This window comes from Occallatibacter savannae (genome assembly GCF_003131205.1).
GTDB lineage: Bacteria > Acidobacteriota > Terriglobia > Terriglobales > Acidobacteriaceae > Telmatobacter > Telmatobacter savannae.
Genome location: NZ_QFFY01000006.1, coordinates 302334 through 316417, shown reverse-complemented (window position 1 = coordinate 316417; position 14084 = coordinate 302334). Strand labels below are relative to the sequence as shown.

The window sequence follows — 14084 nt, the reverse complement described above, 5'->3', positions numbered from 1 at the left end:
TGCGGGCAGCACCATCGTTTGGCAACCAATGAAGCCGCTTTCTGCGATTGGTAGGTTGTAGCTACATCCACGCTTCGAGAGTCGGCTTTACAATCCTGCTCTTGTATTGATCTGAAGAAAAGCTGTGATGCCAGCCTAACCATAAAGTATGGTCAGGCCACTGATCGTCCTTAAAACTTCGGGCTTCGGAGTGGTACACATAAGTCGGCAAGGGTTCACGAATTCTGAAACACCATCTTTTTAAGGGTTGCGAGAGAGTTGTCGGCAACTCGGAACCAATCCAAAAATCGGATAGCTTCCGAGTTGCCGGTGATCCGCCCTCAATAGCTTCAGAAGGTGCAGATGTAGTAGTGGTGTATCAGACGGCGAGCTTTGCCCGCGCATTCTTCTTCCAAGCCATTTCCGGAGCTTTGCGGATGTGCATGCTCAGAAGTTGGCAGACAATCTCGTCGCTCGAGTCATGAATCAGGAATGTGTTCGGGCCGCCAGCTAATCCCACTGACCAGTCATAGGTCACGAAATCGCCGCCCTTCGAGCTTGAAGGAGTGCCAAGCTGACCGACACCTAGGCCGACTGTGAGGCCAAGGTGTATCACCTCCGCAGCCCAGTTCACTGGCCGCCACAACAGCACGGGCAGAAGAACTACAAAGAGGACGGAAATTGCTCTTCGCGGGCGTTTCTTGATGGCGCAGTACACCGCAATCGCACCGATAACAAGAAAAGAAATTCTGTAGCCGAGGAATAGAAGGGGGACCAGAACGAGACTAATCAGTCCGGGAAGCTGGCAAAGAACCTCAAGGGCAGCAACAATCATCAGGGCTACGAGCGCGGGCTTGAACGACCAGAAATCCATCCCCGTCAGGGCGTCGTTCAACCTTTCGCTCTCCGTTTGCATTTGCGAAATGGTAGTTCAAAAACAGCTCAATGGTCGAGTCGTCGGCTACTCGGACCCTAGAAGGCGAAGGATCAGCAAAGGGAAGAGTTGCCGGTTATTCGCCAGCAATGCGTAATCAGAAGCCCGTCTATCGATATCAACGGATCCATGCTGTCTCGGCAGCTTGGATAAATCCGGGACAGCCGCTCCGCGGAAAGTCTAGTTTCCATTCTTCCGCAGACGGACGAGCAACGGTGGCCCTATCAGCTTGTCTATGGAGTCGCACTCTTCAATACGGTCCATGAGAATCCGTTTTAGGTCTTCGGTCGCCGGGGTTTCATGTCCCCAGTTTTCGATGCTCTGCAGAGTCTAGGCGCAGCATCTGCGCTCGGCCTGTGGAGACTCTCTTTCCCTCTTCCCTGCGCATCAGAACTCTCAAATGAGGAGTAGAGCCAGCCCCCGACATCGTACTGGCTCCGCTCAATCGGAAGTCCCTCAGAACAAGATCTTCAACGCAAGCTGAACGTTGAAGGGTTCGCCAGGACCGATACCCGGTGCCGACCCATATGCCCCAACCGTTTGACTGATCGAGCCGAAGCTATTCGTGCCAAAGGCGTACGTCGCAGTTGGTGAGCCCAAGTTGGTGCGGTTGAAGATGTTGTAGAGTTCGACGCGGAACTGAGAATTGACGCGATCGGTGATAGGTGTTGTTTTGAACAGCGAGAGGTCCACATCACTGTATCCTGGGCCCCAAATCTGGTTCCGGCGCTGGCTGAAGGAGTACGTACCGGGCGCCGGCTGTCCGAATGCGGCAGTATTAAGCCATTGCACTTTTGTCGAGACGCTGGAAGGAGTGACCCCTGATCTGGGGCGTTGTCCAGCAACCAGGGTCGCGAATTGCGTCTTATCTCCGGTTCCTGAATTATCGAGCGAGCGATTCCGCACTGTGAACGGTTGACCGCCGTGGAAACTGAGCAATGAATTAGCTTGCCAGCCGTTCGTAAGGCGGCTCGGCCCGTGCGCGAACTTCGGTAACTCGTAGCTGAAGACGCTAGTGAGCGTATTGCGGACGTCATAGTCACTGTTGCCATAGTTTGCTTTCAGACCATCGATGCCTGGGACGTTGTTGATTTGAGGTAAAGCATACGTGTTTCGGTACTGGGTTAATTCATCGAGATTGTGCGACCACGTGTAGGCCGCCTGCGAAGTAAGGCCGTGCCAGTTCTGGGAACGGATCACTGCTTGAAGCGAGTTGTAGTTCGAGTTCCCGTTGGATCGCAGTTCGTTGATTGCTTTCCAATGGGTGTATGGACGCGATGACTGCACAACTGAACCCGTCGGATTGAGGGCCGCAGAATTAATGTCAAACAGCGTGATCAAATGTCGGCTTTCTGAACCGACATATCCCACCTGCGCGATCACCTTGCCACCGATGCTCTTTTCGATCTGGGTGTAGTAGTTGTAGCTGACTGGTGTTTGGAAGTCCCGCGCAACTGAAAAACCGCCCAGTAAGGAAGCAGCCGTTGCACTCGCGAAGAAGTTCTGCCCGGAGACGATGGTCTCCGTGCCTGGGTTTGAAATGGCTTTCACCGGATCTGCGCCCCCGGGATTGCCCTGGACGCCGGTAGCCGCGCCGTTTCCTGGATTGTTGCTAAGAAAGGGGTTCAGATTCGGTGTGTCATAGTACACTCCCGCTCCACCGCGCAATACGAAACCTTGAAGCTTTTCCGGTGAGTAAGAGAACCCTACGCGTGGGCTGAAGTCCGTCCAACGCTGTTGTCTTAAGCTGCTTAGTCCAGCTCCGAGAAATACAGGTTGAGCCGCTTTTGTGTCGAAGACAGAGAGGTTTTTGTCGCTGTTGTAGAACGGGCCGGTGTAGTCGTATCTCACACCATAGTTAACTGTCAGGTTCTTGGACAAGTGATAGTTGTCGTGGGCAAAGAGAGCAAATGTCTTCTCATAGGCCCAGCGCTCCTGGTTTCCGGTTTGGATTGACGAGCTTGAGGATGCACCAATCAGAAAATCGGCGAGAGCCTTCGAGTTCGAGTCCACTGTCGCGTCGTATGCTGTTTTGCTGCTTGTGCTCCACGGACCTGTAAGGCCATTGAAGGTGAGCGAGCCGAGGGAGTTTAAGAAGTAGAACTCATCGATCTGTGCGTAGCGAAACTCCCCACCAAGCCGGAACGTATGCTTGCCGATATTCCAGGTCACCGCATCATCCAGATGCCCGGTCAGGTCACTCCTGCCCTCGGGTGGCGTCAATCCAACTTGATCAAAGTTGCCGACGATGAGGTTCGGAGCCCCGGAGCTGAAGCGTGAACCCGTTACAAGCCCAGCAGAGCCAACATCCTGCTTATTGTTCTGGTCGTGGAATATTTGGTTGAAATAGCTCACTCCGAGCTGTGCCTGATTCGTGAGCGACGGTGTCACTGACGTATTCACAACGAGGGAATAGTTCTGATCATGCAGTGGGGCGACCTGGTAGTAGTAGCCCAGTGCAGATCCTACCGGAGCTGTTTGATTGCCCTGGCCCGCGAACCAGTGGAATGACAGATCGTTTTTGCTATTCAGGTGGTGGTCAAATTTGACTAGCCAGTTGTAACTGAAACCGAACTCGTCGTCCGGAGAGAAGTAGTTATTGGGCGTTGCTGAAGCCACTGCGAGCGCCTTAGCGGGCCAGAGCGAGTTCAGGAGAGCTGATGTTACCGGATTTGGGCTCAGGCTGTGCTCAGCAAGCAGCGAATTGGCTTTGGTCTGGTATCCGGTACCTGGAACAGTGCCCACTGCATCGGGATTGATATTGAATTTCTGATACTCAAACGCGACGAAGTAGAACGTGCGATTTGGGAGGATCGGTCCCCCCACTGTGAAACCACGATTTTCGCTGCGATTCTTCGGCTTTGCATACCCAAATGGGAGGAATGGATTTTGGGCCGCTAGCGCCTCATTCCGAATGTACTCATAAGCCGATCCGTGCAACTGATTTGTACCTGACTTGATTGCCAGGTTTACGGTGCCACCGGGATTCCTGCCGCTCTCGCTGCTCGCATTTGTCTCAAGCGTGTACTCCTGGATCGCGTCGACAGGCAGTTCGGTTCCAGCGATTCCAGCCACTCCTCCTTGGTTGACGGCCGGGATGTTGTGCCAAAGGTCGTTGTTGTCAGTTCCATCAATGAGGAAATTGACACCATTTCTGCGTGAGCCATTGACTGAACCAGATGCCTGGTTCTGGTAGCCGGCGAACCCGGGTTGTAGGGCTGTGAATTGCAGAAAATCGCGGCCCGCGATGGGCGTGTCTTGCACTTGCTGGTCAAGAACGGCGGATTGCGTGCTGCTTTCGGTGTCCAGCGTCAGTGCAGTAGCTACTACATCAACGGTAGTCTCTGCTTTAGCGACTGCGAGCTGAGCGTCGATAGATGCGATATTGCCTGCCGTCACCTGAACCCCATGCACTGCACGACTCTCAAGGCCTGGGGCTGCGACGGACACCGTGTATCTCCCGGCAGGAAGATCGCGGAGGCTGTATTCGCCGGCGCTTGATGAGAGGACGGTATGCGCAACGCCTGTTGCATCCTCGGTAATCGTGACTTGCGCGTTGGCCACTCTGCCGCCCGAGGCGTCAGTAATCGTTCCGCCAATTCCACCTCGGAACGTCTGCGCAAGAGCAACTTGGAGAGATAGCAGCACCATCACTACGACAGCGATGTGCCATCGGCGAGAAACTGACTTGATGTAGTGCGTCATGAAATGCCTCCTGAAAATGAATGGGTTTCGAGTAGGGATGTCCGGCAGCAGGCGCAGTCGTTGGCCATCCAGAAAATATGCTGTGAATCTATTCAGCGCTGTGTGGGTCGACTTCGCGGATAGGAAGGTCCCAATGGTTCGTCGTCAATTCCCAGCGACGGTTCTCGTCCTTCTTGCGTGCAGTAGTATCCGGAAAAAGCGCCTTCTCCACTTCTCCGCCGTGTGAAGCGGAGGCCTGATCTTTGTAGACGATGATCACTCGGTAGTCCCAGCGCGAATCCTCTCCTGCATGAAGGCCGGGTTTGAACAGCTGGTAGCTCGTCACGTAGCCCAGATTCTTCTCCTTGTCCAGAGTGGCAATCTGATACTTCTGGAAGAGCTGCCACCACTCGTCCTCGTAGCCGTACTTCACTCGATAGACCCATTCGACAAGGTATGGCCTTGAAGCGCTGGACGAGGATGCCTGTGCTGCGGCGTGAGAAGACACGGGGACACGCAGTCCGCAAACCAGGATCATGAGGGTGAGCGAATGAAGAAGACGTTTCATGCTGCAGATTCTCCTTTAGAAGAGTGCTCAGATCTACCGATTGATGGAACGTGTCCCTCCCCGGCCAGAGAGTGCTCTGATCGGCAGACTGCGTTAGCTTCGGCGAGAGACACGAAGGCCCGCTTGCATTCTTGCGAAGCGGGCCTTAAGAGACGCTAGTTTGAACTAGGCACAACACAAGGTCTGCATCGCGATCGGTATGTTCGCCATGCAACAACACCACGTGTTCATCAGATTTGTGCTGCGGTTTGTGCCGTTCATATCTGTCTTCCTGTCTGGGATGCTGTGATCCACGCGTCATTTCGGATGCGCTGCCGTCACTTAGTGCTTCGGCGCCACCGGTGCACCCTCGTTCGTGCCGTTATCGCCTGGACCACCGTCCCCTGGGGTGCCACCGTAAATGCTTCGTCCGTCTGGAAGCGTGATGCGTCTGCAGTCCACTAGCTTTGAACCGTCTTTCGCTCGATAACCGTCGATCACGACGCTATCTCCGATCTTCAGGTCTGTCTTCTTCCATCCACGCCGGCTGAGTGCACCCGGCCCTGCGCTTTCCGCTCCCCAATTTGCAGTGTTTCCCTTGGCGTCGGTGACGTCCAGATACAGATAGGCGTGAGGATTAGTCCACTCCACGCGGGTGATTCTTCCTACCAGACGCACAGGCTTGGTCCCGTCGAATTCAGCAGAGAACGAGTGATGGGCAAAGGAAGGTAATGCTGCGATTAAGGCAAGTGACAGCGCCAGGGCGCTCCGATGCAGTTTCATAGTTCTGTTTCCTCGAGATGTGTATTCGCAAAAGGAAAAGGCCCGCTCACATGGAGCGGGCCTCATTGATAGCGAAAGATCGAGGTCAATCAACGATCGCTACAGATGCGCACAACGCCGGCTCCATCGGAATGATGAAGTACGACAACAGAGTGCGTAAGCGATGCGCGACATGGGGTGAATGTAACTTAGGTCGATTTTTCTGTCAACCAGAGTTGACGAAAAAAACAAACTCGGTTACGGTAGCGCTATGTTCGTCGCCTCCCGCACCTGTTGTTGTCGCCTGTTCAACAGCGAGAGCCGTGGAGTGTCGAACTGCGCTCGGCAGCACTAAACCTACCGCTGCCCCTCCCAGACCAAGTCATCCACAGCTGTCCCTTCAGACGAGCGTATGCATGTATGCGCGCCGCTTGGCTGATCGAACCGAGGACTCTTTTCAAAGGAGCGCTGCGGCAGTGTATCGACGGTACATCCTTAGCATTTTCGCACTATTCGCGATTCATAGTTCGTCCGCGCATGCGCTCGAAGGTCCGACGTGGCTTCACACACGGAACCCGCTTAGCTTTCTTCAGCGCGCGGCAGGGTCAGGCGCTCAAAGCGAATCGCAAACAGAGAAACAGAAGTCGCCGGGTCTCAAATCGGACTCAGAACAGGCCCTATCCGAATTCTCACGCAATGAATCTGACGTTCCCACTGGACCTGCACCTCGGATCGACGGGCACCCGGACCTCTCGGGATACTGGGTGCCGTCAAAGCAGGATAGGCCTGTAGGAAACATTGGCAAAGACCTCCCGGTTATAAATTGCCCTTTACCGCAGCGGGATCGGCAGCGTTGAAACACAACATCGAACACACGATTGACCCCGAGAGCTTGTGCGTCGTCGGTGGGATGCCTAGGCATGATGCAAGCGCTCTGCCTTTCCAACTTCTCCAGGGGTCACATCATGCGGCATTTCTCTACTGGTATACGACGTATAGGCTGGTCCCCTTTGATGGCAGACAGCATGATCCCGATCCCGACCCTTCCTTCTTTGGTGATGAGATCGGGACGTGGGATGGAGATACCTTTGTCATTGATTCCGTCGCGTTCAAAGAGGCGAGAACATGGGCTGACGAAAACGCGAATCCGCACAGCGATCAGCTCCATACGATCGAACGCTGGACGCGGCCTGACGCGGGCCATCTGCACCTTGAGTTGACGATCATCGACCCTAAGTTCTACACCGAGCCAATTCACTATCAGCGCACTTGGCTTATTGGTAAGCCGACCCAGATCGTGCATGAGTATTCCTGTGCAGAAGACAACGTCGATGCACCCCATTTACAGCCAGGGCCGGGACCAATTGGCCCAGACGGGCAACGAGGTTACGACAAGGTAACTCCTTTACCTCCGCCACCCGACAAAGATCATCCGGCGGTGACATCGATTCTGAACTAGGTCGGTGGGTTGAGATTTCAATGAGCGCCGGTGGCGAAGTGGCTAACGCGCTGGCCTGCAAAGCCAGTATCCGCGGGTTCGATTCCCGCACGGCGCTCCAACTCGTCAGGCAATTACTTCTTGAGTCAGACGACAAGGTTGACTGGAATGCAGATTCTTAACGAACTCGGTCCTTCGCCAGCTGGGAATGTTCCTTTTTCCAGCCAGGAAGGGTCGACTGCCGATATGAACGCGCAGCGCCACAGTCCGACATTTTCCGCGCACGCTCTTAGCCTGTTGCACCTTTGTTGTTGTTGACCCTGTCTATTACTCCACAACCTTCCTCATTGCAATCGATGTCTCAATGGCAACTTGAGACATTGCTCCTACTGCTTCTCTCAATCTCGCTGCTGATCTTAATTCGAATGGTCGGAAGACCTAAGGCAATCTCTAGCTCTACACCCAAGTTGTTCGACGGAGGCAACCTACAGTGCCAGGCAGGTGGATTCTGATCGCATTCATGATGATCGTGGGCACTTCGTTCACAGTGCTAAGGACAGGCACAGTCCATGGACAAGTGGCGGTGCGCAACCAGGGATACGTTCCCTTTAGCGACGCACCTATACTCTACCTCTCCGACGATCTCCGCGATCCCGTCGCTCGGCTCGAGAAGAAACTAGAGAACGGCCAGACACATCTCGATTGGGATCCGAAAGGCGGATACCTTCAGTCACTTTTGAAGAACTTGCAGATTCCAGTCAGTTCGCAAACATTGGTGTTCTCAAAGACCAGCTTTCAATACAAGAGAATTTCTCCTCAAACTCCCCGCGCGCTCTATTTCAACGACGACGTCTATGTGGGATTCGTGAAGAATGGCCCAGTCCTCGAGCTGGTCTCATTCGACCCAATCAAAGGCGCGATCTTTTATCTGCTCAGGGCACAAAAGCATGATCAGCCTAGATTTGAACGAGCCGAGCTCGACTGCACGCAATGCCATATCGGGACGGGCACACGAAACGTGCCGGGAGTTCTGCTTCGATCTGCCTACGTCACTCCGAAGGGCACATTGGCGGAATATGCTCACACCTTCACCACTGGTCAGGAGAGCCCCTTGAGAGAACGTTGGGGCGGCTGGTATGTGACAGGAACATCGGGCTCCCAGCACCACATGGGCAATGTCACGGTTCAGGATGAGGCTCACCCTGAAGTACTGGACACGACAGCAGGCTCAAACATCACCAGTCTCTCGGCCCTCTTTGACTCGTCGGTCTATCTAAGCGACCAAAGCGACATCGTCGCCCACCTGGTCCTCGGTCACCAGACGCAAATGCACAACCTGATCACCCTGACGAGCTATAAGGCGCGAATCGCCTTGTACGAGCAAGCCCAGAAAGGCGCATCCTGGAGCCAGGCCGCCGCAGAAGCGCAAAGGCAGTTCGAGAAGCCAGCAGAGGATTTGCTTCGATATCTGTTGTTCACGAACGAAGCTGAGTTGAGTTCGCCTGTAGCTGGTTCATCTGGATTTCAGACAGAGTTCGAGCAGCTTGGCCCGTTTGATCGGAGAGGACGAACCCTTCGAGACTTCGATCTGCACACGCGCATCTTCCGTTACCCGTGCAGCTACCTTATCTATTCCGATGACTGGGATGCAATTCCGGAGCCTGCGAAGAGTTACATATATCACCGGCTTCACCAGGTTCTAACCGGCGAAGATCAGGGCTCCGACTTTTCACGGCTCTCGCCCGACGATCGTAAATCCATTCTCGAGATATTGCTCGAAACGAAACCGGATCTTCCATCTGAGTGGAGACAATCTCGCAAACAAAACCTTCACGCAAAAGTTGGGCTCGGACGAAGGCTGGCCGGGCTGTCGACAAATTGATGAAAAACCGAAACGGAGGAATCATGAAACGCTTCCCCAATTTGTTGCTTGGACTGGCCGCCACCGCGCTGGCCGGTCTTAGTACGATCGCAGCGCAATCTCCATCCGCCCCACCTCAGGGCCGATGGGACGCAACCTTCACCCTGAACCAGACTGCGATTCCTTTTCGCCTCGATGTATCCGGCGAAGGGTCGTCTCTCGTTGGCACTTTATACAACGGGGATCTAAAGCAGACCACGACGAGCGCACAATTTGAAAACGGCAAGTTGACGCTCAACTTTGACCATTATCTGACTCGTATCGTTGCCTCAGTTCAGGATGGCAAGTTGACTGGAGAAGTCGACGGTCGGTTTGAAGCCGACCGATACATCGCTAACTATCCATTTTCGGCGGTGCGTCACGTCGACCAATCCACCGTTGCTGCGGAGAACGCACCGGAGATCGGTGGGATCTGGGAAATCGAGCATGAGACTCAGAAAGGCGAAAAGGCGTGGCGATTTGTGGTCCACCAGCACGGAGGCGACGTATCTGCATCCATTTTGCGTGTCGACGGCGACACAGGCGCACTCGTCGGATCGTACAAAGACAACAAATTTGTGCTCAGTCACTTCGATGGATCACGACCTCTGGTGGCAGAAGTTACGGCACAACCTGACGGATCTCTTCACATCCAGCTTCGCGGAGCGTACACACCGGCGGATCCGCTTGTTGCTTGGCGGCCCGAAGTCGCGAGATCTAAGGGATTGCCCGAACCGGCCGACTTCACCACTCACACTACCCTTCGCGACCGCAACGAACGGTTCAGTTTCTCATTCCCAGACGTGAACGGAAAGCTGGTTTCGAGCGAGGACCCAAGATTCAAAGGGAAGGTCTATCTGGCGATTGTGACTGGAACCTGGTGCCCCAATTGCCATGACGAGGCTCAGTACCTGGTGCAGCTTTACTCCAAGTATCACAGTAAGGGTCTGGAAATCGTCGCCCTCGACTTCGAAGAGCCCGAACAGCAGCAGGAACTGCATCGCGCCAAGGCCTTCATAAAGAAATACAACATCCCCTACACCTACTTGATTGCCGGCGCACCAGCTGAGATGTGGGAAAAGGTTCCACAGGCTCTAAATCTCAATACATGGCCAGCCACCCTATTTGTTGGTAAGGACGGCCGCGTACGCAAGATCCACTCCGGCTTTGCAGCGCCCGCGAGCGGCCGCTTCAACAGCGAACTGCAAGCGGAATTCACAAACGAGATCGATCAGTTGCTCTCAGAAAACCCTGTTCAGCGTGCTTCTTCTGAGCAAGTTGGAAGAGCCGGAAACTGAGTCATAGGGCGCGCTCACTGCTCGGCAGAAGGTCGCATTCAGCGGGCGCGCCAATCGTCAATCGAACGGAACGGCATCTCACGAAAGGACATAATCAAGTGGGGTCGATTCAACACCTCTGTCAATGGCTGAATGACACCGGGCCCGCCACTGCGCTACGGGAATCGTTATGGGTGTTTCCGATCGTGGAGACAGTACATGTTCTTGCCATCACCATGCTGGCCGGAACCATTGCAATTCTCGATCTCAGGCTCCTTGGAGTGCTCTTTCGCGGCGAGCGAGTTACGACAGTGGCTCGTCAGGTCCTTCCTATCGTGTGGACAGGTTTCGGCATTCTCGTTATCAGCGGCTCTATGCTCTTCGCCGCAGAAGCGGCCAAATCATACGCCAATCCTGCCTTCCGATTGAAACTCATTCTTCTTCTTCTAGCTGGCCTAAATCCCGTCATCTATTACCGCATTGTCTACAAACGGATAACCGAATGGGATACGTCCCCAAAGACCCCATTTGCCGCTCGACTCGCAGGAGCAACCTCGTTAACGCTCTGGACTGCCATCATCGCTGCTGGTCGCGCCACCGCATACTTCAATTAGGAGCCTCATGCACCTGCTTACATTCTTTCAGTGGCTCAGTCATTCATCCCTCGGCCAATTCATGCAGAAGTCTGTATGGGCCTTTGCAGTGGCCGAGACGGTCCATCTCATTGCGCTAGCTTCGCTCGGAGGCGCGCTCCTCGTGATTCACCTCAGTTTCCTTTTCGCATGGAAGCGCACGGAGCCTCAAAAGCTTGCATCGGGATTGTTGCCGATCGTCCTCATCAGCCTCATCGGAATGGTTATGACAGGGGTCCTGATGGTCTCAGAGGAAGCGCTAAAGTGCTACTACAGTCCGGCGTTCCGAGCTAAGATGGCCGCTTTGGTGATCTCTATAGTGCTTTACTTCACTATCACGGCAATCCAGAAGTCAACTTCTTCAATCCAGACCCCGTGGTGGGTTCGCGCTGGAGCGGCGATTTCACTGCTTTCATGGCTCAGCGTTGGCCTCGCGGGCCGTGCGATCGGACTTCTTTGACGGCTCGCTCACCGAATTAAGGCAAAATGAGTTCACATCCCCCATTGTCAATCGTGAGTAACAAGGCTGGAACTGTCGCTCGGCTCGCCTGGATTTCGGACTAGGGCGGAATCGCTTATGTGGAATTTGCCTGCGTGGTCCGGTGAAGGCCGCGGTGGGCGAGATGCTCTGTCTGTGATTCTCCAGTGACAGCCATCCTCGATCTAACATCCGGAGCGGATGACGAACCTTCGCCCCAACGCTGGTTAGTGTCGCGGTAGGGACGGTTCTCACGAACCGCCCCCGCACAGATCCGTACGTGCGCGTCTACGCATACGGCTCCTCTGAAGGATCATGGCGTGAAGCAAACTAGACTGCAGCTTGCCCAACGCACACCGCCGAGCACTGGGGCATGCTGATTCCTGCTCTGGTCAGGAGCATGTGTGCCCCAGCGATGTTCTCCTCCAGCTGCGCCCTTCCCTCCCCAGTCTCCGCCGGAAGTCACCTTCCATTGTTCGGCGAGTTCATCGGTACTACGGCGCAGTCCGACTTCTCCAGCACGTGCATGTCCGTCGTACGGCTTTTGGCCTTCACGGACCGGCCTTCGCATATTCCCCAAGGCACACAGGAGATCTCCCGGTTCTCGTGCATGTTGTTTTCTTGGCGTGCGCGGGCTCTTAGACTGCGCAGGACCGGACAGCCACTCGCGAATAACGCAGCCGCCGTATTGCCTTCCTCCATCTCAGAAGGGAGTCGGCATCCTGTTCTTCCGGCTTTTCGAAGCTCAATCACCCCGCCCACCAATGCCTCTGTCTACGCTTCGAGTGACACCTCACGATGTCACCCGCAAGACTCGAGGTCAGGATGGATTCGCAATTTCCTTTCCTGCAGGGACTTGCACCCCTACAACATGCCGGTTTAGCCCGGCGCACTCCGAGTAGCCGGTAATCCGTCCCTCAAGGACGCACGGGCGGATGCACATGTATCACTCGTCTTCAAGCTGGGCGTTCCCGTCCGGTCTAAGTCCTTGAAGCAGCACGAACTGGCGGCTACTGCGGACGATGGCTGCTGTTGGCGGAATGAGAGAAGCTGTCCTTGGGGCAACAGCAGAATGCTATAGGTGAATCACACAATTGCGGGCATGTACGCCTGTGCGGATTCACGCGGTCAAGGATATGGCCCGTCGAGGCCTGATCCTTACACACGGAGGGACGCGCTCTCTGCCTCGAGCACCGCGGAAGAAAATCAATCTTCTCGGGGATCTTTATCATGTTTCCTAAAATGGGTTCTTTCCTGACGTGCGCGGTCTTGTCCGCGGCTTTTCTCTGCTCACAATCGGCCGGTTCGCAAACTGCTCCGTCCGCATTCGTCTATGTGACGAGCAATTACAGCGGATCAAATAACCGGGTTGTCGGGTTCGTCTCCAACGCCAGCGGTCAGCTTTCGCAGATTTCAGGTTCGCCGTGGGGCGCCAATCTAGGCTACATGGCAGTGAACGGAAAGTTCCTCTTTGGATCCGACAACATTGCCACAGATAATGGCCGCAACATTTTCTCATACCTGATCGAGTCAAATGGTGCGCTCAAGTATGTTGGAGCAACGAACATCCAGAACAAAGGAACGGGGAATTCCTGCAACGACGGCTCATTCCTCACCCTTGATCACACCGGGCAGTTCTTGTACCAGTTGGTACTGAACTCAAACGGCTGCAACGATGTGCCTGCCTATCAGTCCTGGTCTGTAAATCAGACGACTGGGTTGTTGAATTATCTGGCGACCAGCGGCCCCGACCGCTACATGTTCCCGCCTCTCAACCTAAGCGCGAATAACTTGTTTGCATATGCGGCAGGTTGCAACCTGACAATCACCAGTTTCGGGGCCTTCAAGAAGCAGTCGAATGGAGCGTTGCAGCTGAATAATATTCAATACAACTTCCCAACTCCTCCGCCAACGACCAGCTATTGGACAGAGTGCATAGGCTACAGCACGCCGGACCCGACCAATCACATGGCCGTAGATATCACCTATCCAAGCGGGGAGAACGACAGGATTGCAACATACGCCATCAACACGACAAACGGCAATTTGACGACGAGCAGTACGTATTCAAACATGCATGCCACCCAGGTGGCCCATGTGCGCTGGACGAGTATGGCTCCATCGGGCAAGCTGCTTGCAATCGCAGGTGACAAAGGTCTGCAACTTTTCAACTTCAACCCCTCTGGCCAAGCTACGCCGCACACCGGGCTGCTGACCTCAGCGCCGATCGACATGGTGCAGTGGGACAACAAGAATCATCTCTACGCTATTAGCAACGCGGACAGCCGGATTTACGTGTTCGCCTACCACCCGACAACCGGCAGTGTGAGCAGCGTTTCCGGATCACCCTTCGTTGTCGCTCATCCGGTCGCATTGACAGTTCAGCCCAAGTAGAAAAGCTTCGAAGCAACAGGCAGCCGGGAGACTTCCCGGCTGTAACACTTTGCTGCAGT

10 protein-coding genes and 1 tRNA gene are annotated in these 14084 nt (G+C 54.6%); 7 read left to right on the top strand and 4 right to left on the bottom strand.

Features of this window, described 5'->3' with window-relative positions:
* Positions 1 to 358 precede the first annotated feature (358 nt).
* The 4 genes from DHV10_RS22105 to DHV10_RS22090 all read right to left on the bottom strand — a co-directional run bounded on the left by DHV10_RS22105 (position 359) and on the right by DHV10_RS22090 (position 5927).
* A complete protein-coding gene (locus DHV10_RS22105; RefSeq protein ID WP_162601779.1) occupies positions 359 to 874 on the bottom strand; it encodes a hypothetical protein in 516 nt (171 codons plus the stop codon).
* 495 nt (positions 875 to 1369) lie between these two features.
* The gene (locus tag DHV10_RS22100) at positions 1370 to 4618 is read right to left on the bottom strand and encodes a TonB-dependent receptor (protein ID WP_109488587.1); all 3249 of its coding nucleotides are present in this window, start codon (positions 4616 to 4618) and stop codon (positions 1370 to 1372) included.
* An 88-nt stretch (positions 4619 to 4706) separates the two neighbouring features.
* Positions 4707 to 5165 (bottom strand): hypothetical protein, encoded by a 459-nt coding sequence (locus DHV10_RS22095; protein WP_109488586.1) that lies wholly within the window; start codon positions 5163 to 5165, stop codon positions 4707 to 4709.
* 321 nt (positions 5166 to 5486) lie between these two features.
* Positions 5487 to 5927 carry a DUF6152 family protein gene (locus DHV10_RS22090; protein WP_109488585.1) on the bottom strand — a complete coding sequence of 147 codons (441 nt, stop codon included), beginning with the start codon at positions 5925 to 5927 and terminating at the stop codon, positions 5487 to 5489.
* 832 nt (positions 5928 to 6759) lie between these two features.
* Here DHV10_RS22090 and DHV10_RS22085 point away from each other — a divergent pair.
* The 7 genes from DHV10_RS22085 (at position 6760) to DHV10_RS22055 (ending at position 14025) form a co-directional block, all read left to right on the top strand.
* The gene (locus tag DHV10_RS22085; RefSeq protein WP_162601778.1) at positions 6760 to 7365 is read left to right on the top strand and encodes a hypothetical protein; all 606 of its coding nucleotides are present in this window, start codon (positions 6760 to 6762) and stop codon (positions 7363 to 7365) included.
* 24 nt (positions 7366 to 7389) lie between these two features.
* Positions 7390 to 7465, top strand: a tRNA-Cys gene (locus tag DHV10_RS22080).
* Positions 7466 to 7834: 369 nt separating this feature from the next.
* Positions 7835 to 9226 (top strand): hypothetical protein, encoded by a 1392-nt coding sequence (locus DHV10_RS22075; protein WP_109488583.1) that lies wholly within the window; start codon positions 7835 to 7837, stop codon positions 9224 to 9226.
* A 23-nt stretch (positions 9227 to 9249) separates the two neighbouring features.
* Positions 9250 to 10542 carry a peroxiredoxin family protein gene (locus DHV10_RS22070; RefSeq protein ID WP_162601777.1) on the top strand — a complete coding sequence of 431 codons (1293 nt, stop codon included), beginning with the start codon at positions 9250 to 9252 and terminating at the stop codon, positions 10540 to 10542.
* A gap of 173 nt (positions 10543 to 10715) precedes the next feature.
* Positions 10716 to 11135, top strand: coding sequence for a DUF6644 family protein (locus DHV10_RS22065; RefSeq protein ID WP_109488581.1), 420 nt, complete (start codon positions 10716 to 10718; stop codon positions 11133 to 11135).
* Between the two features lie 7 nt (positions 11136 to 11142).
* The gene (locus tag DHV10_RS22060) at positions 11143 to 11613 is read left to right on the top strand and encodes a DUF6644 family protein (RefSeq protein ID WP_109488580.1); all 471 of its coding nucleotides are present in this window, start codon (positions 11143 to 11145) and stop codon (positions 11611 to 11613) included.
* 1248 nt (positions 11614 to 12861) lie between these two features.
* Entirely contained in the window at positions 12862 to 14025 is a 1164-nt protein-coding gene (locus tag DHV10_RS22055; RefSeq protein WP_109488579.1) for a lactonase family protein, read from the top strand.
* Positions 14026 to 14084 lie beyond the last annotated feature (59 nt).